We start from the raw sequence: 21,373 nt of genomic DNA, 5'->3' as shown, positions 1-21,373 counted from the left end.
GCGGTTCGCCCGCCGCCACGCCGGCTCCGGCTCCCGCGCCGGCTCCTGAGCCCAAGCCCGAACCCAAGCCCGAGCCTGCGCCGGCCGCCGCTGCCCCGCAGCCCGCCCCGGCACCGGCTCCCGAGCCCAAGCCCGCACCGGCCCCGCAGCCCGCTCCGGCTCCGAAGCCCGCGCCCGCGCAGGCCCCGGCCGCGGCGGCACCTGCCCCGGCTGCCAACGGCGCCACGCCATATGTCACCCCGCTGGTGCGCAAGCTGGCCGAGGAGAACGGCGTCGACCTGTCCTCCCTCACCGGTTCCGGTGTCGGTGGCCGCATCCGCAAGCAGGACGTGCTCGCCGCCGCCGAGGCGAAGAAGGCCCCGGCGCCGGCCGCCGCCGCGCCCGCCAAGGCTGCCCCGGCCGCGAAGGCGCCGGCCGCCGCGAAACCGGAACTGGCCCACCTGCGTGGCACCACCCAGAAGGCCAACCGGATCCGCCAGATCACCGCGACCAAGACGCGGGAATCGTTGCAGACCACCGCGCAGCTGACCCAGGTCCACGAGGCCGACGTCACCAAGATCGCGGCCCTGCGGGCGCAGGCCAAGGCGGCGTTCAAGGAGCGCGAGGGCGTCAACCTGACGTTCCTGCCGTTCTTCGCCAAGGCCGTGGTCGAGGCGCTCGGTGTGCACCCGAATGTCAACGCCAGCTACGACGAAGGCTCCAAGGAGATCACCTACCACGCCGCGGTGCACCTGGGCATCGCCGTGGACACCGAGCAGGGCCTGCTCTCCCCGGTGATCCACAACGCCAGCGATCTGTCGCTGGCCGGGCTGGCGCGCGCCATCGCCGATATCGCCGATCGTGCCCGCAACGGTGGCCTCAAGCCCGACGAGCTGGCCGGTGGCACCTTCACCATCACCAACATCGGCAGCCAGGGCGCGCTGTTCGACACCCCGATCCTGGTTCCGCCGCAGGCGGCCATGCTCGGCACCGGCGCGATCGTCAAGCGCCCGGTCGTGGTCACCGATGAGACCGGCAACGAGTCGATCGGTGTCCGCTCGATGTGCTACCTGCCGCTGACCTACGATCACCGCCTCATCGACGGCGCCGACGCGGGTCGTTTCCTCACCACGATCCGGCACCGGCTCGAAGAGGCGGCGTTCGAGGCTGACCTCGGCCTGTAACCGGGAAGGTCACGCATGAAGGTCGTGATCGCCGGCTCGTCCGGATTGATCGGGACGGCGCTCGTCGCGGCATTGCGCCGCGACGGGCACCAGGTCGTCCGCTTGGTGCGCCGTCCGGCCGCCGCGGCGGACGAGTACGTCTGGGATCCCGCCCGTGCCGATCTGGACGAGCAGGCGTTGCGCGGCGCCGATGCCGTGGTGAATCTGTGCGGCGCGAGCATCGGCGGCCGCCGCTGGACCGGCAGCTACAAGCAGGAGCTGCGCGACAGCCGGATCACCCCGACCGACGTGCTGGCCGGCGCCATCGCCTCCGCCGGGGTGCCGGTGCTGATCAACGCCAGCGGCGTGCACATCTACGGCGGCGACACCGGCAACAAGGTGGTGGAGGAATCCACCCCGCCGGGAACCGGTTTCCTGGCCACCCTGTGCCGGGACTGGGAAGCCGCCACCCGGCCCGCCAGCGCCGCGGGCACCCGCACCGTGCTGTTGCGCAGCGCGGTGGTGCTGGCCCGCAACGGCGGCATGCTCGGCATGTTGAAGCCGCTCTACCAGCTCGGGCTGGGTGGGCGGCTCGGCAACGGCCGCCAATACACGCCGTGGATCTCGCTGGACGACGAGATCGGCGCGATCCTGTTCGCGCTGAACAACGACGCCGTCTCCGGGCCGATCAACTCCTGCGGTCCGGCGCCGGTCACCAATGCCGAGTTCAACCGCGCCCTCGGCCGTGCCGTGCACCGGCCGACCCCGATGGTCGTGCCCGCGTTCGCGCTGCGCGCGGTCCTCGGCGAATTCGCGCAGGAGGGAATCCTGCACGGCCCGCGTGCGATTCCCACCGTCCTGGAGGCGGCGGGCTATCAGTTCCAGCACCCCACCATCGGCGCGGCGCTCGCGGCCGCGGTGGGCGGTAATCATCGATGACGCTGGGCACCCGCTCCGACACTCTCATCCGGGACGCCACCGATGGTGATCTGCTGGCGATCCTCGACATCCACAACCGCGCCATCGCCGAAACCACCGCCATCTGGGACGAAGAACTCGTCGGCCTCGACGAACGACGAATCTGGCTGCGTGAACGCACCGGCGCCGGACGTCCGGTGCTGATCGCCGAAGTCGACGGCGAACTCGCCGGATACGCCAGCTACGGCAGCTGGCGGCCGAAGTCCGGATACCGGCACACCGTGGAGAATTCGGTGTACGTCGCCGACCGCTTCCACCGCCGCGGCATCGCCTCGGCGCTGCTGACCGAGCTGATCGCCCGGGCACGCGCCGCCGGTGACGTGCACGTCATGGTCGCGGCCATCGAAGCCGGCAACACCGGCTCGATCGCGCTGCACGAACGTTTCGGCTTCCGCACCGTCGGCGTGCTGCCCCAGGTCGGCATCAAGTTCGGCCGATGGCTCGACCTCACGCTGATGCAGCTGACGATCGGTCTGGGCGATCCCGCGTTGTGGCCGGCCGGCACCGACGACACGCCCGCGTCCGGCCCGCAGCGACTGGCGTAACGTCGTGATCGTGAACCACACGCGCTCCGTCACCCGGTCGGCTCGCTTCGACACCACACCCGTCGTCGTGGAGAACCTGGGGCTCATCGACTATCACCAGGCCTGGGATCGCCAACGCGAGCTGGCCGCTCAGCGCGCCGAGGGGCTCGGTGCCGACCATCTGCTGCTGCTGGAACACCCGTCGGTGTTCACCGCCGGCCGCCGCACCGAAGCCGAGGACCTGCCCATCGACGGCAGCCCGGTGGTCGAGGTGGATCGCGGCGGCAAGATCACCTGGCACGGGCCGGGCCAGCTGGTCGGCTACCCGATCATCCGGCTCGCCGAGCCCGTGGACGTCGTCGATTACGTGCGTCGCCTCGAAGAAGCATTGATCACCGTGTGCACCGGTCTCGGCGTCATCTGTGGCCGCGTCGAGGGCCGCTCCGGGGTCTGGCTGCCCGCCGCCGGCCCGCTCGCCGAACGCAAGATCGCCGCCATCGGCGTGCGCGTGCAGCGCGGGGTCGCCCTGCACGGCATCTCGCTCAACTGCAATTCCGGCATGGAAGGCTTCAGCGCGATCATTCCGTGCGGCATCCGCGACGCCGGTGTCACCACGCTCTCGCGTGAGCTGGGCCGCGACGTCACCGTCGACGAAGTACGCCCGCTGGTCGCCGAAGCGATTGTTGCCGCGTTGAACGGAGAAATTCCCGTTCAACCGCACGTTATCGAACATCTCACACCCGGGGATACGGCAGGCGCATCCGCCGATCCCACCGGCGTAAGGTCGAACTCGTGACCTCAGCACAAGCACCGGCAGGCCGAAAGCTGCTGCGCATCGAGGCGCGCAACGCGGAGACCCCGATCGAGCGCAAGCCCAAGTGGATCCGCACCCGCGCCACCATGGGCCCCGAATACTCCGAGCTCAAGGGCTTGGTGAAACGCGAAGGCCTGCACACCGTCTGCGAAGAAGCCGGTTGTCCGAACATCTTCGAATGCTGGGAAGACCGCGAAGCCACCTTCCTCATCGGCGGTGAACAGTGCACCCGCCGCTGCGATTTCTGCCAGATCGACACCGGCAAGCCCGCCGCGCTCGATCGGGACGAACCCCGCCGGGTCGCCGAGAGCGTGCAGGCCATGGGGCTGCGCTACTCCACCATCACCGGCGTCGCCCGCGACGACCTCGACGACGGCGGCGCCTGGCTCTACGCCGAAACCGTGCGCGCCATCAAGGCGCTCAACCCGAACACCGGCGTCGAACTACTGATCCCCGATTTCAACGCCAAGCCCGACCAGCTCGCCGAGGTCTTCTCCTCGCGCCCCGAGGTGCTGGCGCACAACCTGGAAACCGTGCCCCGCGTCTTCAAGCGCATCCGCCCGGCCTTCCGCTACGAGCGTTCGCTGGAAGTGCTCACCGCCGCCCGCGACGCCGGTCTGGTCACCAAGTCCAACCTGATCCTCGGCATGGGCGAGACCCCGGAAGAGGTCACCCAGGCCATGCGCGACTTGCACGAAGCCGGCTGCGACATCCTCACTATCACCCAATACCTGCGCCCCTCCCCCCGCCACCATCCGGTCGATCGCTGGGTGAAGCCGGAGGAGTTCGTGGAGCATTCGAAGGTGGCCGAGGAGATCGGTTTCGCCGGCGTCATGGCCGGGCCGCTGGTGCGTTCCTCGTACCGCGCCGGACGGCTGTACGCGCAGGCGATGGCGCACCACGGACGCGAGATCGCCCCGGCGATGGCACACCTCGCGGAGGAAGGTACGGCGTCGCAGGAAGCCAGCTCGGTGCTGGCCCGCTTCGGCAGCTGACCTCAGGCGCGCGTCGTCACCTATGGCCGTGGCAGTCAAGGCTTGTCGGCGGGCAGGCTCTCCGCCGCCACCTCCACCGGCACCCGCCCGGTCGCATTCCAGCGCCGGGCACACCGGATTCCACCCAGTACCCTCGAACTCGGAGTTCGTAGCGCCATCACCGGTCGACGAAGTGGGGATCCCAGATGCTGGAAGTCGCACACCTGGTGCGCAGATTCGGCGACAACACCGCCGTGGACGACGTCTCCTTCGCCGTCGCCCCGGGCACGATGTCCGGCTTCGTCGGCGCCAACGGCGCGGGCAAGACCACCACGATGCGCATGATCATGGGCGTCCTCGCCGCGCACGGCGGCGAGATCACCTGGAACGGCCGCCCGGTCACCGCAGATGACCGTCGTTCGTTCGGCTACATGCCGGAGGAACGCGGTCTCTACCCGAAACAACCGGTGCGCGATCAGCTCGTCTATCTCGCTCGCCTGCGCGGCCTTTCCGCATCGGAAGCCAGACAGCAAGCCGCTGATCTGCTGGAACGGTTCTCCCTCCAGGATCGCGGCACCGACAAACTCGAGTCGCTGTCCCTCGGCAATCAGCAGCGCGTCCAGATCGCGGCGGCCCTCATCGCCCATCCCACCGCGCTGATCCTCGACGAACCGTTCTCCGGCTTGGACCCGGTAGCCGTCGACTCCATGGCCGACCTGCTGGGACAGTACGCCGCCCGCGGCGTGCCGGTGCTGTTCTCTTCGCACCAACTCGACCTCGTGGAGCGGCTCTGCGACCACCTGGTGATCCTCGCGAAAGGCCGCGTCGTCGCGGATGGTTCGGCCGAGCAGCTGCGCGCCGCCGGCCCCGTCCGGCATCGGCTGCGGGTCAGCGGCGACACCGGCTGGCTGCATGAATTCGGCGGCGTGCGGGTCGTGGAGAGCAACGGTTCGACTGCCCTGCTGGAGCTGGACGGCATCACCACCGACGCGCTGCTCACCGAAGCCCTCACCCGCGGCTCGGTGCACGAATTGGCCGAGGTCCGACCGTCCGTTGCCGAGATCTTCCGCGAGGTGACCGCATGAGTACCGCTCCCCGACGCGCCTGGCGGATCGTCGCGCAGCGCGAGATCGCGGTGAAACTGCGTGACCGGAACTTCCTGATCTCGACCGTCATCACGATCGTGGCGATCGTGGCGTCGCTGGCCGTCAGCGGTTTCCTGACCAGCCGCACCGACAAGATCGAGGTGGCGATCCTCGATCCCGCCGCCGGTCAGGTCATCAGCACCGCCGACATCATCGCCGACCACGCCGACGCCGACGTCGACTTCACCGCACACCGCGTCGCCGACGAAGCCGCGCTCGAGCAGCAGGTGCGCGACGGCACGGTCGACGCCGGTTTGCTCGCCGTCCCCAGCGGCTGGCGACTGGTCGGCGACACCTCCGAGAACGACGACGTCAAGACCTACGTCACCGCCGCCGCGCAGCAGATCGCGTTGGAGCACAATGCCACCGCCGCCGGCGTCACCCTCGAACAACTCGCCCGCGGCAGCGCCGTCAGCTACGACCTGCTCGACGAAGCTGCCGTCGACGCCGGGCTCGCCACCATCGTCGCGTTCGTGTTCGCGTTCCTGTTCTACCTGTCGTCGATCCTGTTCGGCATGTCCATCGCGCAGAGCGTGGTGGAGGAGAAGCAGAACCGGATCGTCGAGATCCTGGCCAGCGCGATCCCGGTGCGCCAGTTGCTGATCGGCAAGGTCGCTGGCAATACCGTGCTGGCGTTCGCCCAGCTCACCCTGTTCGTCGTCGCCGGCCTGATCGGTTTGGCCGCCACCGGCCGGGCCGGGCAAGTCGGGCAGATCGCCGGTGCCGCCGGCTGGTTCGTCATCTTCTTCGTCGTCGGATTCCTGGCGCTGGCCGGGCTGTGGGCGGTCGCCGGATCGCTGGCCACCCGCAGCGAGGATCTCCAGTCCACGGCCACGCCGATGACCATGTTCGTCATGATCGTGTTGTTTGCTGGAATTTTCCTGTCTGGTACAGCGCGTGTCGTGGCGTCCTATGCGCCCATCGTGTCGATCGTTGCCATGCCCGCCCGGCTCGCCGAGGGAACCGCCGCCTGGTGGGAGCCGATCGTCGCGTTGGCCCTGATGGCGGTCGCCACCTACGGCATCGTGATCGTCGCGGAGAAGGTCTACCGCCGTTCCCTGATGCAGACCCAGCGCCGCCTCACCTTCCGCCAGGCCCTCGCCGTCGAGGACTGAATCCGCCGTCTGTGCCCCCAATTCATGGGGCGTGACCTGCTCTTCAGCTCGCTGAGCTGCCAGTACATCCCATGACCCGACAAAGTGTGAAACAACCCCTTGTCAACACAAACGGTCGCTTGCTATGTTGCCCACGTCACAGTAGAGACCTTTACGTGACCTACCTCTCGATTCGGTTCCGCATGCCCCGAGAGGTTTCGCACCAAGTCTCATAGAAGGAGATTCGCTATGGGTTCGCTCAGCGACCTGATCGGCGCAATGATTCCCGCGCTCGGCTCCGCCGTGGCCGGTGACGGCCTGCTCGACGTCTTCCTCGGCTCGCTCGAGGGCCTCAAGACCTTCATCGCCTGACCGCCAGGCATCTCACCCAACCGGGCCCACCGGGCTCGACCTGTACGAACGCTAGGAGAAGACCATGGGATCGCTCATCGACATTCTGGGCATGGGTACCGCGAGCCTCGGCGAGCACGGCACCAACATCGTGAACGCGCTGATCACCCTGAGCGGCGGCACGCCTGCCCCCGGCAAGTAATCCCCAGGCCACGATCCGGGGGCGCCCGCATACGCGGGTGTCCCCGATCTTCATGTGATCGGTAGTTGACGATGAACCTTGGCAGCATGCGCGGAATCACCTCGGCCGTATGCGCTTTCGCACTCATGTCGATGCCACTCGCCGTCGGCGGCACAACGGCGTCCGCCGCCCCGGGCGCGGTGGTTGTGAGCACCTCGGACGACGTCGGCCAGTTGGTCGAGATCAAAGTCTTCTCGCCGTCCATGCAACGCTCGATCGCGCTGAAAGTACTGCGCCCCAAAGACACGCACACTCCCGCGCCGACCCTGTACCTGCTCAACGGTGCCGGCGGCGGCGAGGACGCGGCCAACTGGTTCGGCCAGACCGATGCCGTCGAGTTCTTCGCCGACAAACACGTCAACGTCGTCATCCCGATGGAAGGCGCGTTCAGCTACTACACCGATTGGCTCGCACCCGACGAGGGCCTGGCCGAAACCCTGGAGAACAACGGCCGCAACATGTGGGCCACCTTCCTCACCAAAGAGCTTCCACCCGTAGTCGATTCGACTTTCGGCACCACCGGCGTCAACGCCCTCGCCGGCATCTCCATGGCAGGCACCTCCGTCCTCGACCTCACCATCCAGTCCCCCACCCTCTACCGCAGCGCCGCGGCCTACAGCGGCTGCGCGATGACCAGCGACCCCATCGGCCAGGCCTTCGTCAAAACCGTCATCGACATGGGCGGCGGCGAAGCCGAGAACATGTGGGGCCCCTTCGACAGCGACCAGTGGCGCGAACACGACCCCTACCTACAAGCCCACCGCCTGCCCGACATCCCCATGTACATCTCCAGCGGCAGCGGCTTCCCCGGCATCCACGACACCCTCGCCAACGCCCGCCTCGACAACGACACCCGCAAACTCCTCAACCAAACCCTCGTCGGCGGCACCATCGAGGCAGCCACCAACTTCTGCACCACCCGCCTGGCCCAGCGAACCGCCGAACTCGGCCGCACCAACATCACCTACAACATCCGCCCGATGGGCACCCACTCCTGGGGCTACTGGCAAGACGACCTGCACGACTCCTGGCCGATGATCGCCCAATCGATCGGGGCCTGATGAATCCCGTTCGCCCGCTCCGTTTCACCGCTGAACGGCTGCACCCCCGCGACGCGGTCTTCGTCTACGACGAAACCGACCGCCACCTGTCGAACATCGTCGCCGTCTACGCCTTCGACGCGTCCGACGCCGACCCTCTGACTACGGATCAGGTGCTCGATTGGGTCCAGGCCCGGCTGGGCCATGCCAAACTCTTCCACCGTCGGCTACAACGCCTCCCGCTGGATCTCGACCTCCCCTACTGGGTCCCCGATCCGATCCTCGACCTGCGCGACCATGTCACCCTCACTAATCCGGGCACGTGGTCCGATGTGCGCCATGCGATCGCCGAAATAACCTCCACCCGAATGGATCTCTCCCGTCCCCCGTGGGAAATCCACGTGATGGACCGAGTCCGCGAGGTTCCCGGCCTCGCTGGCGAAACCACCTTCGTAGTCCTGAAGTTCCACCACAGCGTCGGCGACGGCGTAGCCACCCGAGAACTCGAACTCAAACTCTTCGGCGACGCACCACTCCCACCACCCGCCCAACTAGACCCCCGCTGGCCCACCCCCACCACCGCCCTCAACACCGCCGACGCCCTCACCCTCGGCACCCTCCGCTTCGCGACCGGCCTGCACCGCACCCGCTCCACCGCCACCGAAACCCCCACCCACTCCATCGAACAACCCCTCCCCCACCGCCCCGCCACCGGCTTCAACCGCCCCATCCACCACCCCCTCACCTTCGACCTGGTCACCCTCCCCTTGGCGGAGGTCCTGAAAGCCAAAGCCAACAGCCCCACCCGCATCACCCTGAACGACCTGATGCTGGCGGCAATCTCCGGCGCCCTATCCACTTACCTGTCCGAAAAGGACGAACTCCCTACCGATTCCCTAGCCGCCATGGTCCCCATGTCCATGCGCCCCCTCACCACCTGGACCTCCGCCAACCAACTGGTCCAGATGTACGTCGACCTCCACACCGACATCCCCGACCCGGTCGAACGCCTTCAAGCAATCCGGGCATCCGCCACCGCGGAAAAGCACCGCAACTCCGCGCCGTCAACCCTCCGCACCGAATCACGAGTAGAAACCTCCCCCTCCTGGCTCCTCCGCCTCGCCGGCTGGGCCCGCGCGCAGCGCAGCTTCGAGGCCGCCGAAACCGTTCCGCTGGTCAACACCACCATCAGCAACGTCCCCCCGGTCGCCACCGCCCTCGAATTCTGCGGCCGGCCGGTCGTCCGAATCTTCGGCGTCCTTCCCACAATGGACGGTGACGGCCTACGCCACCTGATCACCTCACAGGGCGACGAGATCGTCATCTCCTTCAGCACGGACCCGACGACGATGCCCGACCCGGATCACTACGCTGCACTCCTGCTGGATTCGTTCCGCGCTCTCATCGCATCGTTCGCCGCTATCCAGCGGTAGTCCATCTCGCCCGATTTATGCGATCACGAAACAACCAGGCGAGTTCCACCGACATATCGAGCATGCTGCCGTGAGTGCGGCCCTCTCCCCAACACGCACAAATACTGGCAAATACTGGCATTTGCTGGAATCGCTGGATATAGTGCACCCGTGACCCTGTCAGCAGAACAGCTGGAGGCACAGATCGCGGCGTTGCGAGCCGAAGTCCGGCGCGCGGCAGCCACCGGCGATCGCGCCACGGCCCGACAACTGCGCGCCGAGCTACGGCGAGCCGAGGACTCTTGGGATGCAGTCGTTCTCGGCACCACGCCGGAGCCGCAACCTGTCGCCTCCACCGTGCCCGTGCGAGAACACGTGCACCGCGCGCTCACCCTGCTGTCGGTCCCGGCCGCGCCGAAGCTCGTCTTGGCCGTGCACGCGGGGTTCTTCTCGGGCGAGCTGGTGCCGGCCAGGTTGACCAGCCTGCGGCGCGACGAGGAACGCTCCTTCCGCACCGCGCCGTTCTCACGCCCGTACTACGTCTGCTCGGCACTCACAACCGATCTACTGGCCCCCGCACGGGGACTACTCGCGGTGAGCACCTGGCCGCTTGCCAAGCGGATGGTCGGGCCGCTGAGCCCGCGTGTCGATCTACTGACCGCCGCTATCCGCCTCGCCGAACACGTTGCTTCGCAACAGCACACCGCGGTGTCGGGCAAGCGTGTGCTCTGGCAGATTTCGACGTCGATACCCGGCATCAGCGGCGGGCCGGACCGTCTAGATCCCAGCGCCGTCATCGAGGCGGCTCGCGGTGAACTCGCAGTCCATCTCGATGAAGACTCCCGTCATCGTGCCGCGGCCGCCGAGCGCGCTGCCAGTCAGCTCGACGACGCGGCCGCGCAATTGTTCGGTGCGCGACTCGGCGTCGCCACCCGTCGTAGTGAGGCCGGATGACCACTCTCACAGCGAAACTCGACCAACTGCGCGGCACCGCACCGACTACCCGGCACAACGCCCGCACCATCGCGGCGTTGACGGCGAACCCTGGCTGCGCACGCCGCGCGCTGCTCGACGCCGCCGCCGTCGACAAGGCCGCGATCGCGCAGGCCCTCGGCCATCCACCGCGGTTCGGTCAGTCGCAGTTCGCCATCACTCGCGGCAATGCCTTCGAGGCGATGGTCAAGGCCAATGGTTGCGCCGAACTACTCGCCCTGCTGCGGGACAAGCTAGACCTCACACTTCCCGAGGTGGCCTACCACGATCTCGCGACCGTCGGCGACAACGCCGGCAACACGGTTCGCTACCAGCGCACTCGTCAGCTGCTGGCCGACGCCATCCGGTCCGGTCCGGGCACGTTGTTCGACCATCCGATGCTGCGCCTGGACATCGCGGGCGTCCCCGCCTACCTCGAGCCCGATGTGGTGGCGCTCCAGATCGAAGGCCAGTTCCACGTCGTGGAGATCAAATCCTTCCCGGTCGTGGACGGCCGCGCCGATCCCGTCCAGGTCGCCTCCGCGGCCCGGCAGTCCGCGGTCTACGTGCTGGCGCTGCGCGAGCTGATGACGGCGATCGGCGAGTCACCAGGTCTGGTCGCCGACACCGCGATCCTGGTGTGCACCAAAGACTTCAGCAACCGCCCCACGGCCGAGAAGGTGGATCTGCGCAAACAGCTCGCCGTCATCTCCCGCCAGCTTTCCCGGCTCACTGCCATCACCGCCCTCACCGACACGCTGCCACCGGATGCCACGTTCGAGCCCGGTGAGCACCTCGAGAGCACCCTGTCCGCCATTCCGGCCCGCTACGCGCCCGAATGCATGTCCACCTGCGACCTGGCGTTCGCGTGCCGCGCCGAAGCGCTGGCCGATGGCTCGGTCGATGTCCTCGGCCGTGGCGTCTGCGATGACGTCGGCGGCATCGACCAGATGGACACGGTTCTCGGCCTGGCCGCAGGAACTCTCACTCCGGGACCGGAGCACGCCGATATCGCCGAGAAACTGCGCATCGCGCACCGCCTGCGGTTGGAGATCGCCGGATGAGTGTGCTCACCGCCCTCGCCCGAATCGAGGCCGCGCAGGCGGGACGGGCCCAGCCCATCGCCGATGTCTGCCACGTCCACCTGTCCGACCGTCCACTGGTCATGGTTGCGTTGCGGCTGGCCGGGGAGGCTGCCGCACCGCTGGCCGTGCTCACCGGCACCGCACCTGATGACGTCGAATTCCTCATTGTTCCGCAGCCTCGCGACCGCGTGCTGCGCCTGCGTTTCATCGCGCAGCTCGCCGACCGTGTGCTGCCGTATATCTCGTCGTTCGCCGACGAATCCGACTCGTTCGAATTGGTGCCGATCAAGTCCCGCGGTGGAACCGAACAGCAGGCTGATGAGGACGCGCCCCAAGAGTGGAAGCGCTACAACGACGCCCCGCAACTGCTCGTACCCAACACCGGCGGCGTCGAATTCCTCCGCTTGCTCGGCCGCGCCGTCCGTTTCCAGCCCATCGAGGGCCCCAACGCCGTGCCCGAATCGGTGCCGCTGCTGGGCCGCTGGCTCACCTGGTTCGCCGACCGCGCCGAACATCCCGGTTCCAGCGCCCTACTGCCCCTGACGACCGTGCTCGCCATGCATTGGGCCACCGGCCAGTCCGCACTCGAAGACGCCAATCTCGCCGCCCTGCTCGGCTGGATCGCCCCACCCGACGGCCTCACCGGCCCACAGGCCGCCGCCCGCGCCGAGGACCCGCTGCGGTGCCCTCCCGCGGGTCCCGCCACCGACCCCGGCTTCGACAACGAGGAACTGGCCCCACTCATCGCCGCCTACGACAAGGCCGCTGGTGACGAAGCGAAAACCGTTGCCGTGCACCGGCTCGAAAGTGCGCTGCGGGCCCAACTCGAACCCACCTGGCAGCTCATGTGGCAGGGCATCGACTTACTCCGCGCGCTACGAGAAGGCGGGAGCGTCGCCCGTCGCTGGCTCAACGACCGCTCCGCCTTCTCCCGCTTCACCGCCGACATCCCCGAAGGGTTCCCGCAGGCCCGCCGCGATTCCGCCGTCCCGGCCGTGCGCCGCCTGCTCGACCGCGAACGCGCCCTCGACGTCTTCGAAGCCGAACGCGCCTTCGACGACCGGCGCGTCATGATCGAACGCCGCCTCGCCGGCGAAGCCTTCCGTGGCGAGGTGGTCGACAGCGAGCCAGACCGCATCGACACCAGCGGTTCCCGCCGCAAACTGCGCCCGCACATCCGGGTCCGAACCGACGACCCCTTCCGCGCTTCCCTTGACGAAACAGTGTTCAGCGTCGACCGGGTGAAACAGAAGGGCAAGGTCGTCGCCATCGAGGACGACAGCTTCGTACTCGAACTCGAAGGCGGCATGGGCCGAGCCCTCACCGCACCACCCGGTTCCGTCCCCGAAGTCGGCGAAGTCGTGAGTTTCGCCCGCTTCTCTCCCGCGAGCTTCAACGCACCGGCCAAACTGCCTGCGCGCGAAGAAACTCCGTGGACACACGGTGGGCCGCCGCCAGAGTACGTGCCGATTGCCGACGAGCCCGCCGAGGAGTGGTCATGAGGTGGTTCGCCGCGTTGCCGCTCGCCGCCGGCAACAAGCACTGTCCAGTGACGCCATTGTTCGGTGTCGGCTCTCCGATTCCCCGGCGCGGATCGTCGTCGCCCGCAGCTCACCGTCGGAGGCCCTAGCATGACCACCCCTGACCAGGTAGTCACCAACATCCTCGACGACCTGCGCGACCCACCTCACCGCGCCCTCGTCGTCGATTCCCCGCCCGGCGCGGGCAAATCCACCCTCGTCGTCCGCGCCGCCCGCCAACTCGCCGAAGACGACGCCCAAAAGATGATCGTCGCCCAAACCAACGAGCAGGTCGACGACCTCATCGACCGCCTCGCCACCGCCGACCCGGCCCTGCGCATCGGCCGCCTCTCCGCCGCCAATTACACCGAATCCGAACGCGTCCAACGCCCCAACGTCCGCATCGCCCAGAAGCACACCGACCTCACCGACCGCGCCATCGTCATCGGCACCGCCGCCAAATGGGCCACCGTCGACGACGGCACCTGGTCCTGGGCCATCGTCGACGAGGCCTACCAGATGCGCTCCGACATGCTGCTACGCATCGCCAACCGCTTCGACCGCGCACTGTTCGTAGGCGACCCCGGCCAACTCGACCCCTTCGCCACAGTCGACGTGGACCGCTGGGCCGGCCTGTCCTGGGACCCCACCATGAGCGCCGTCAGCGTCATGCTCGCCAACAACCCAGACCTCCCGGAACCCCACCGCCTCCCCGTCTCCTGGCGCCTGCCTGCCTCCGCGGCCTCCGTCGTCTCGGCCGCCTTCTACCCGTTCACCCCGTTCCGCGCCGGCACCGAGCCCGAGCAACGCCGCCTCGAATACGCGACCCGCGGCTCGACACGGCACTGGACGTGGCCGCCGAAACCGGCTGGGCCTGGTACGAACTCCCCGCCCGGCACACGCTGCGCACCGACCGCGAAGCGGTAGCCGCCATCACCGCCTTGGTCTGCCGTCTCCTGGAACGCGGCGCAACCGCCCACTCCGAACAGGGCACCCACGCGGTCACCTCCGAACGCATCGCCATCGGCACCGCCCACCGCGACCAAGCCGATGCCATCCGATCCGCCCTACGCGGCACGCCCGGCGAACCGATCACCGTCGACACCGCCAACCGACTCCAAGGCCGCGAGTACGACGTGACGATCGTCCTGCACCCCCTCTCCGGCCGCCGCGACGCCAGCGCCTTCCACCTCGAGGCCGGCCGGTTGTGCGTACTCACATCCCGGCACCGTCACGCGTGCATCGTCGTGGGCCGGGCCGGGATTCCCGAACTGCTGGATGCGCATCCGTCGGCGGAGCCGGTGCATCTCGGTGTGCCGGTGAAATTTCCGGATGGGTGGGAGGCGAATCAGTCGGTGTTGAGTCACCTTGCTGAGCATCGAATTTCCGTAGCACCTGTTCATTGATCGACTCACGTGTATTCATCGCTTTCGCCACATACAGAGGAACGCATGGACCTGGACACCGCCCTTGCCTCATTCGACCGCACCACGGTCGCCGAGCGAATTGCAGAGGGAGAGCAGCAACGCAAGCAGATTGTCGACCATTTCCCGCTGGAGCAATGGCCGACCATGCGCCTCGAACAGTACGCATTGGGCATCGACCGGACGGGAGAACCGACGTACTGCCGAATGCTCGAGTTCATCGCAACGGAATACGGCAGCCTGGGCGGCGGCAGCGCCGGAAAGCACATTATCTACCGACACAAGTCCGGCGAATGGCGATTGGCTGCGCAATTGGCCGGATTAGGCGTGAACGAGGCATGGGGACGCCTTCGCGGCGAGTTCGTCGCGGCCTTCGACGCTGCCGAACGGGAAGCCTTCGACGACATCGATGACCTCGATGTGCTCACCTCCGGCCAAGCCCTGGTGACCAAATCGCTGGCGGCCTATTACCCCCAGCATTTTCTTCCGATCTACTCCAGGCCACACCTGCGCGCTTTCATTTCCCTGTTGGGTGGCACGCCGGAACGGAACGCAACGGCGTGGCGGGCCAACAGGCATCTGTCTGTGCTCGTCAAGGACCATCCTGGGTTGAGCGAACTGACGTCCCGTGAAGTGGCACGGTTCCTCTACGCCTACTTCGACCCTCGCCCCAAGAGCCGAGTGGTATGGAAGATCGCGCCGGGCGAAAACGCCCGATACTGGCCGGATTGCTTGGCCGAAAACTACATCCGCGTCGGATGGGACGAGGTCGGGGATCTTGCCCAGTACACCAGCGACACTGAACTCAAGCAGGCGATCGACACTTACTGGCCTGATCGTCCCGGCGGCAACTTGGTCAAGGCCCGTAACCTCCTCGCTTTCCGCGACCTGGAGCCCGGTGATCGCATTGTGGCCAACCGCGGCAAGACCCACGTACTGGCCATCGGGACCGTTTCCGGCAGTTATTACTACAACGAGGACCTCCCCGAATATCGGCATATTGTCCCGGTCGACTGGGACACCTCGCTCAGCCAGGACCTTGCGGAACCGCAGAACGCTTGGGTGCCGACCTTCGCCAAGGTCCCCGAGAAGCTGTTTGCCCAGCTCACCGACCGTTTGGCTAATGGCGGTGGAGTACACGATCCGGTCCCAGCCGACCTACCGACCGAGATCATCCGCGTCCAGGAGGCATTGGCCAGGAAAGGCCAGGAAAGGCCAGGTCATCCTGTACGGCCCGCCCGGCACCGGCAAGACCCGGCTCGCGTTGCAGTCCGCGCTGGCCATGGACGGAGGAGCCGGATCCATCGGTACGGCCGCGCAGGAGTCCGCGATTGGAAACATGCTGCGTTCAGGTCGAGTGCAGCTGGTGACATTCCACCCCTCCTACGGCTACGAGGACTTCGTCGAAGGCTACAAACCAGTCGACGACCCCGCCGCCCACGGCCTGCGACTCGAACTCACCGACGGCCTGTTCCACAACCTCTGCACCGCCGCATCAGCGGCCCCTGACGAGGTGTTCCTGCTGATCATCGATGAGATCAATCGCGGTGACCTACCCCGCATCTTCGGCGAGCTCATCACCCTCCTCGAATCCGACAAACGCGGAATAGAGGTGCGCCTGCCGATCAGCAAACGCAGCTTCGCGGTGCCGAAGAATCTCCGCATCATCGGCACGATGAACACCGCCGACCGCAGCGTCAGCCACCTCGACGCCGCGATCCGCCGGCGCTTCGCCTTCGTCGATATCGGCCCAGACCCCGACATTCTCTCCGGTTCCGTCGGCCCGCTCGACCTCACCACGTTCTTGACGTCGCTGAACACCCGCGTCGCCGCCTGCCTCGACCCCGATCATCAGATCGGCCACGCCTACCTGCTCACCGACAGCGAGCCGGTCGCCACCGACGAAGAACTCGCCGCCGCCTTCTACCACGACATCGTTCCGCTGCTCGAGGACTACTGCGTCGGCCGAGTAGAGCTGCTGCGGGAACTGCTTGGCAACCTCGTAGACCGGAACACCGGCAGGCCCGCGCAGATCGCCGTAGCCGACCTGGCCGCGGAACTGGCCGCCGAGTTCACCGTGGCCACCAGCCGCAACGTCGATGCCTGACCGCACCGAAATCCGCGTCGCCGAATACGAATCGGTGTCGCTGGCTCTCGACCAACTCAGCGACATCGATCTCGACCGGCTCCGCACCCTGCACTCCCACCGCCGCTGCACTATCACCCCCGACCGCACCGGCTGGACCTTCACCGCAGGTGCCACAGTCGGTGTGCTCGCCCTCGACCGCATCCGCCTCATCATCACCCCGAAGGTGGCCTTCACCGGAGATTCCCTGCTGCGCTGGTTCTGCTACGCCACCGCCACCCCGGTACCCCACGACACCACCCTCCGCCGCTGGCAGCTCGACCGCCACGGCCTCCCCGACCTCGTCGCAGCAGCTCTGCTCGCCGAATGCCAAATCTTGCTCCGCGACGGCCTACGCCGCGACTACGTCCGCCACGACGTCATCGAACCGGTCCTGCGTGGCCGCCTCGACATCGTCGCCCAAGCCACCAAGCGCTACGGCATGCTCGACCAACTCCACAGCCGCACCTTCGACCGCGCCATCGACATCTGGGAAAACCAACTCTGCGGACTGGCCCTGCGAGCAGCCCGCACCGTGGTCTCCGACCCCCACCTGGCCCGCCAATTAGCCCAGACCGCAATCGAATTCCCGACCACCACCGCCGCGACTCGTGTCCTGCGAACCCTCGACCGCACCACCTACACCCGCCTGAACCGCCGCTACCGCACCGCCCACCTCTGGTCCGGCCTGATCCTGCGCGGCGGCGGCGTCACCGACCTCCTGGTGAACACCGGATCGAACGCCGAAACCCTGCTCTTGGACATGCCCGTCCTGTGGGAAGCGATAGTCCGCCGCCTGGTCAACGACGCCGCCCCCACCGGCGTGGACATCGTCCCCTCCACCGGCACCTCAGCGATCACCGTCCACGGCGACCTCTCCCCCCGCCCACCATTCCGCCCAGATGTCCTGCTGCAGCGCACCAACGGCATCCAAACACCCGAGCTGTACCCGATCGATGCAAAGTACAAGACCTACGCCGACCACACCGTGAGCACCGCCGACATCCACCAACTACTCACTTACACAGCCGGTTACGCCCCACCAGCCGCACCGGTGGCAGCCATCGTGCATCCCCATCCGACCGCGACATCTCAGCGCACAGTCCGCATCACCGGCAACCGACGCCATTTGGGCTCCGTGCACATACACGGCGTCGACACCGCCGCCTCCCCTGCCCGAGCTGCCGATGGAATCCGCGCGGCATTGTTCACGTGACCAGGTGGCTCATCCTGGCGCTCGTTCGCGGCCGTGAAGGCCCAAGCCGATACGACCGGGGATATCGCGACGCCCGGGAACTCTTCGCTCCCCCACCTCGTCTCAGGACTCACTGCGATCTTCAGCGGCGTCGACAACGGCTGGTTTCTTTGCGTCGGGATCGATCCACGCCACGATGCCGGCACCGCCGCGGGCAAGCTGGCGACGGCCCGAAGTCGCCAGCGCCGCCGCTTTTGCTTTCGCCGCGATCATTGCCTCGGCAATCGTCGCGTGGTCACGACCCTCCCAGGTGGCCAGCTGCAGGTTGCGGGCCTGAACGAACTGGTCGAGCATCGACTCCAGTTCCTGGCGGTGCTTGGTCAACGACCGGGAGACGAGCTTGTGATGTGCCTCGGAAGTCTTCAGCACCGCGTGGGTGGTCAGCAGCTCGCGCAGGCCGACTACCAGGTCGACGTCGGCACGATACTGCTCACGCAGAATATTCCGGGCGCTGGCGATGGTCTGCTCGAAGTGTTCCGGCTCGGTGACTCGCACCTGCTCGAGCCGCAGCCGCTGCCACAGGAACAACGATTTCTGTGCGACGACCAGCAGTTGCAGCGTTTCACCGAGCCGATTCTTACGGACCATCGCCTCGAGCTGCTCGGCACGCTTGCCGGGCCCGAGGCGACTGTCGAGGGTCTCGGCCTGCTTGATCGCATGCATCCGCAACCGCTCCACTCCGACTTCCAGATCCGGACCGAGGCCGGCCAGGGAGGACCAGTCGGTCGCCGTCAGCGCATCGCCGTCGGCCATCGCCCGAGCCTTCCGAGCCAGTACCCGATGATGGCCGTATATGTCGCCGAGCCGTTCGGCTGCTGCCAGCCGCAATACCTCGTCTACCTTGTCCTCTATCACGTCGAGGTGCTCGTGAATCTGGTCGAACTGCGCGGAGATCGCTGCTTCCACCGCCATCAGAGCCGCCATTTGCGGTGCGATGGCGGCAGCACCGGGTGCTGGGATCCTCGCATTCGAGCGGATCGTGCCGTTGCTATCACGCACCATCCGGTGATAGGTCACCGTAGTGCCCCGTGCACGACGGGCCGACTCGACCACGCTGGTCCCGACCAGGTATGCCGAACCAACCGCACGAGCGCCGAACAACCGCGGCGCGAGCGTCGTCACCGTCACGCCGGACTCAGCAGCCACCACCGGCAGCGAGAAACCCTCCTGCCGGGTGAACTCGGCAATCGCTTCCTCGGCCCCGACCAGTGCCGTACCGAATTCGTCCTCGATGACCACGAGATCCGCCGTTTGCCCCCCGGAGCCACCGTCGGTTGTCATCGGAGCCCGCTCTTCATCCATGCTCGGCCCTTCCTGAAGCCCACAGCCGACAGCTGGGGATCTCGATCGTCGTCTCGATCAGCATTGTGCCGCAAGCCTCCGACACCTGGGGCTATCGCAACCTGGCCGATTACCTGTGCACTCATACTTGTATCGACCTGACCATGCTGCAGCCCGCGTCCGGCAAGGGGATCCCCGACGTTTCCGGCGACGAACACAGCAAGTTCTCAGTACAAGACCTGCCGGGCGGAATACCATGAGCTACCACACAATCGAATCGAGGTGGGCACGTGGTAGATCCCGTTTCACTCGGCACCGCGGCAGCGATTCTGCTTGCCACCAAGTACGGCGAGGGACTGGCGCAGAGCGCCGCCGCCGGCTCCTGGTCCGCGATCGACCGGCTGCGTCAGCGAATAGCCGCCAAGTTCCGGGATGACGAACCGACCAGCGCAGCCATCGCACGACTGGCCAGCGAGCCGACCGACGCCGACAGGGAAATCGTCGCCGCACGGATCGAGGCCGCAAGCGTCGACGATGACGAATTCCGTTCGGAGGTCGACGAGCTCGTTGCGCTCGCTCGCGAGGACCGGAAGGTGGCCGACTTCATCTCGAACGCCTATGACAACGCGAAGGTCCTCAATATGCGGGACAATCGCGGCTCCATCTCGTTCTGACGAACGCCGTGTTCAGGTTCAAGGCTGTTGCGAGAGGCAACTCCAAGCAGATAAACATCTTCGGCGACAATCGAGGCGAGATCGACGCTACGACGATCAATCTGCTGTACGGATACGTCCAACCCAAGAATATTGCAATTATGGCGTTGGTCGCGGCCATCATTGCCGGCGGAATTATTTGGGGTATCACCAGGCCCTCGGGCAGCGTGGATTCACTGGCCGTAGCGCATGGGTCGGCGTCGACCGAGGGATGGGGACCTGACCGGATTACCTATAGCAATGGCGAGCGACCCGAATACAGTAAAGCACCGCAAACCCTCAACTCCGTCACCGATAACCCCATGCACGGGGACGAGCGCAACTTCTTCCAGATCCGGGAAGCCGGTGGCAATCACCATTGGGGCGATAGCGTCGAACTCCAGCCGGGCCGCGAATACGAGCTCTCGATTTTCTATGCGAACAACACCGCAGACAAAGCTATCGACTTCGTCCGCACCCGGGTGCAACATCCGAGGACGATCAAACACAAGGACGCGAAGGTTCACAAAGCCACCGCGTTTGTCACCGCCGCGCAGACTGTTCCGGCCGAGGTGTGGGACACCGTCGACCTGGTCAACAACACAAACGGCGACATCACGCTGTTGTACAAGGAAGGCTCAGCGCGGGTCACGGGCAATCGCGACCGGACACGTCCGGTCGAACCGTCGGAACTGTTCGGCGCGGGCACATTGGTGGGTGTAGCCGAGCAGCCGGGTACGATTCCGCCCGGCGGCGACGGTTTCGGCACAGTTGTCTTCACACTGAAATCTGTCGCACCTGGTTTCACATTCGAGTCTGCCGTACAACCCGGAACAACAGGAAATGACTTCCGTACGATCATCGAAGCACCACATGGAAGCCAGGTCCGGGTTCGGTTGACCTACTTCAACCACGGTACAACGGTGCAGCGGAAGGTCACACTGAAGGCGCTGTTCACCGAATCGGTCCAGTTCGTACCACACAGTGCGGTATTGATCAATGCCAACCATCGCAGCGGGGTACAGTTGAAGGACGGTATAGCGAACGGTGGTGTCCAAATCGGCGATTACAGCCCGAAGACCAACGCCGCACTGTACTTCACTGCCTTCGTGTACGGCCCACCATGCTCGCAGATAAGTCTGAAGTCGACCATCGCAACCCCAAATGGCGACAGCTACGACACCGTGCTGGTCAGAATCAGTGGCCAGAATTGTTGACCGATGCTCACGCATCGTTCGGCACGACCGAGCGGCGAACCGGTCTCGCAGAAACACCCTATCCGGTCTTCTGACCCCGCTATGCCG

The 21,373-nt window shown here is 66.6% G+C and carries 20 protein-coding genes and 1 pseudogene; 20 read left to right on the top strand and 1 reads right to left on the bottom strand.

Annotated elements, in window-relative coordinates; all coding sequences use genetic code 11:
• From sucB to RJ05_RS29065, 18 genes and pseudogenes are all read left to right on the top strand, one after another.
• Positions 1–1,163 (top strand): 2-oxoglutarate dehydrogenase, E2 component, dihydrolipoamide succinyltransferase (gene sucB / locus RJ05_RS29135; protein ID WP_036543550.1); only part of this gene is annotated, 1,163 nt, incomplete at its 5' end.
• 15 nt (positions 1,164–1,178) lie between these two features.
• Positions 1,179–2,081: a TIGR01777 family oxidoreductase gene (locus RJ05_RS29130; protein ID WP_036543492.1), complete on the top strand. Its 903-nt coding sequence runs from the start codon at positions 1,179–1,181 to the stop codon at positions 2,079–2,081.
• Positions 2,078–2,665: a GNAT family N-acetyltransferase gene (locus tag RJ05_RS29125; RefSeq protein ID WP_036543489.1), complete on the top strand. Its 588-nt coding sequence runs from the start codon at positions 2,078–2,080 to the stop codon at positions 2,663–2,665. The genes RJ05_RS29130 and RJ05_RS29125 overlap by 4 nt, the downstream gene beginning before the upstream one ends.
• Positions 2,666–2,675: 10 nt before the next feature.
• The gene (lipB, locus tag RJ05_RS29120; RefSeq protein WP_036543547.1) at positions 2,676–3,440 is read left to right on the top strand and encodes a lipoyl(octanoyl) transferase LipB; all 765 of its coding nucleotides are present in this window, start codon (positions 2,676–2,678) and stop codon (positions 3,438–3,440) included.
• Positions 3,437–4,453 (top strand): lipoyl synthase, encoded by a 1,017-nt coding sequence (gene lipA / locus RJ05_RS29115; protein ID WP_036543486.1) that lies wholly within the window; start codon positions 3,437–3,439, stop codon positions 4,451–4,453. The genes lipB and lipA overlap by 4 nt, the downstream gene beginning before the upstream one ends.
• A 185-nt stretch (positions 4,454–4,638) precedes the next feature.
• Complete coding sequence (locus RJ05_RS29110; RefSeq protein WP_036543484.1) at positions 4,639–5,517, top strand: ABC transporter ATP-binding protein; 879 nt, start codon at positions 4,639–4,641, stop codon at positions 5,515–5,517.
• A complete protein-coding gene (locus RJ05_RS29105; RefSeq protein WP_036543482.1) occupies positions 5,514–6,692 on the top strand; it encodes an ABC transporter permease in 1,179 nt (392 codons plus the stop codon). The genes RJ05_RS29110 and RJ05_RS29105 overlap by 4 nt, the downstream gene beginning before the upstream one ends.
• 228 nt (positions 6,693–6,920) lie before the next feature.
• Positions 6,921–7,043 (top strand): hypothetical protein, encoded by a 123-nt coding sequence (locus tag RJ05_RS32715; protein ID WP_255220980.1) that lies wholly within the window; start codon positions 6,921–6,923, stop codon positions 7,041–7,043.
• A 267-nt stretch (positions 7,044–7,310) separates the two neighbouring features.
• Positions 7,311–8,324: an alpha/beta hydrolase gene (locus RJ05_RS29100; protein WP_255220979.1), complete on the top strand. Its 1,014-nt coding sequence runs from the start codon at positions 7,311–7,313 to the stop codon at positions 8,322–8,324.
• A complete protein-coding gene (locus RJ05_RS29095; protein ID WP_036543478.1) occupies positions 8,324–9,736 on the top strand; it encodes a wax ester/triacylglycerol synthase family O-acyltransferase in 1,413 nt (470 codons plus the stop codon). The genes RJ05_RS29100 and RJ05_RS29095 overlap by 1 nt, the downstream gene beginning before the upstream one ends.
• Before the next feature lie 150 nt (positions 9,737–9,886).
• Positions 9,887–10,669 carry a coiled-coil domain-containing protein gene (locus RJ05_RS29090; protein WP_036543476.1) on the top strand — a complete coding sequence of 261 codons (783 nt, stop codon included), beginning with the start codon at positions 9,887–9,889 and terminating at the stop codon, positions 10,667–10,669.
• Positions 10,666–11,751 carry a hypothetical protein gene (locus RJ05_RS29085; RefSeq protein ID WP_036543473.1) on the top strand — a complete coding sequence of 362 codons (1,086 nt, stop codon included), beginning with the start codon at positions 10,666–10,668 and terminating at the stop codon, positions 11,749–11,751. The genes RJ05_RS29090 and RJ05_RS29085 overlap by 4 nt, the downstream gene beginning before the upstream one ends.
• Positions 11,748–13,274 (top strand): hypothetical protein, encoded by a 1,527-nt coding sequence (locus tag RJ05_RS29080; protein ID WP_036543470.1) that lies wholly within the window; start codon positions 11,748–11,750, stop codon positions 13,272–13,274. Before RJ05_RS29085 ends, RJ05_RS29080 begins: the two co-directional genes overlap by 4 nt.
• A 129-nt stretch (positions 13,275–13,403) precedes the next feature.
• Positions 13,404–14,219, top strand: coding sequence for an AAA family ATPase (locus RJ05_RS32710; protein ID WP_249040522.1), 816 nt, complete (start codon positions 13,404–13,406; stop codon positions 14,217–14,219).
• Complete coding sequence (locus tag RJ05_RS32705; protein WP_249040521.1) at positions 14,144–14,698, top strand: AAA domain-containing protein; 555 nt, start codon at positions 14,144–14,146, stop codon at positions 14,696–14,698. The genes RJ05_RS32710 and RJ05_RS32705 overlap by 76 nt, the downstream gene beginning before the upstream one ends.
• A 45-nt stretch (positions 14,699–14,743) precedes the next feature.
• Positions 14,744–15,727: pseudogene (locus tag RJ05_RS33215) on the top strand (DUF8426 domain-containing protein); the annotation flags it as partial.
• Positions 15,728–15,839: 112 nt separating this feature from the next.
• Complete coding sequence (locus RJ05_RS32055; RefSeq protein ID WP_211357628.1) at positions 15,840–16,823, top strand: McrB family protein; 984 nt, start codon at positions 15,840–15,842, stop codon at positions 16,821–16,823.
• The gene (locus RJ05_RS29065) at positions 16,816–18,057 is read left to right on the top strand and encodes an McrC family protein (protein ID WP_036543468.1); all 1,242 of its coding nucleotides are present in this window, start codon (positions 16,816–16,818) and stop codon (positions 18,055–18,057) included. Before RJ05_RS32055 ends, RJ05_RS29065 begins: the two co-directional genes overlap by 8 nt.
• 102 nt (positions 18,058–18,159) lie before the next feature.
• Here the strand turns inward: RJ05_RS29065 and RJ05_RS29060 are convergent, their stop codons facing one another.
• Complete coding sequence (locus RJ05_RS29060; protein ID WP_051017126.1) at positions 18,160–19,398, bottom strand: hypothetical protein; 1,239 nt, start codon at positions 19,396–19,398, stop codon at positions 18,160–18,162.
• Between the two features lie 269 nt (positions 19,399–19,667).
• On the opposite strand from RJ05_RS29060, the gene RJ05_RS29055 reads away from it, so the two are divergent.
• Positions 19,668–20,051, top strand: a complete 384-nt coding sequence (locus RJ05_RS29055) for a hypothetical protein (RefSeq protein ID WP_036543466.1) — start codon at positions 19,668–19,670, stop codon at positions 20,049–20,051.
• 8 nt (positions 20,052–20,059) lie between these two features.
• Positions 20,060–21,286, top strand: a complete 1,227-nt coding sequence (locus RJ05_RS29050; protein ID WP_138445646.1) for a hypothetical protein — start codon at positions 20,060–20,062, stop codon at positions 21,284–21,286.
• Positions 21,287–21,373 lie beyond the last annotated feature (87 nt).

Source organism: Nocardia cyriacigeorgica NBRC 100375 (genome assembly GCF_000308555.1).
In the GTDB taxonomy this organism is placed as follows: domain Bacteria; phylum Actinomycetota; class Actinomycetes; order Mycobacteriales; family Mycobacteriaceae; genus Nocardia; species Nocardia cyriacigeorgica.
This window is presented reverse-complemented; position numbering and strand designations above follow the sequence as displayed.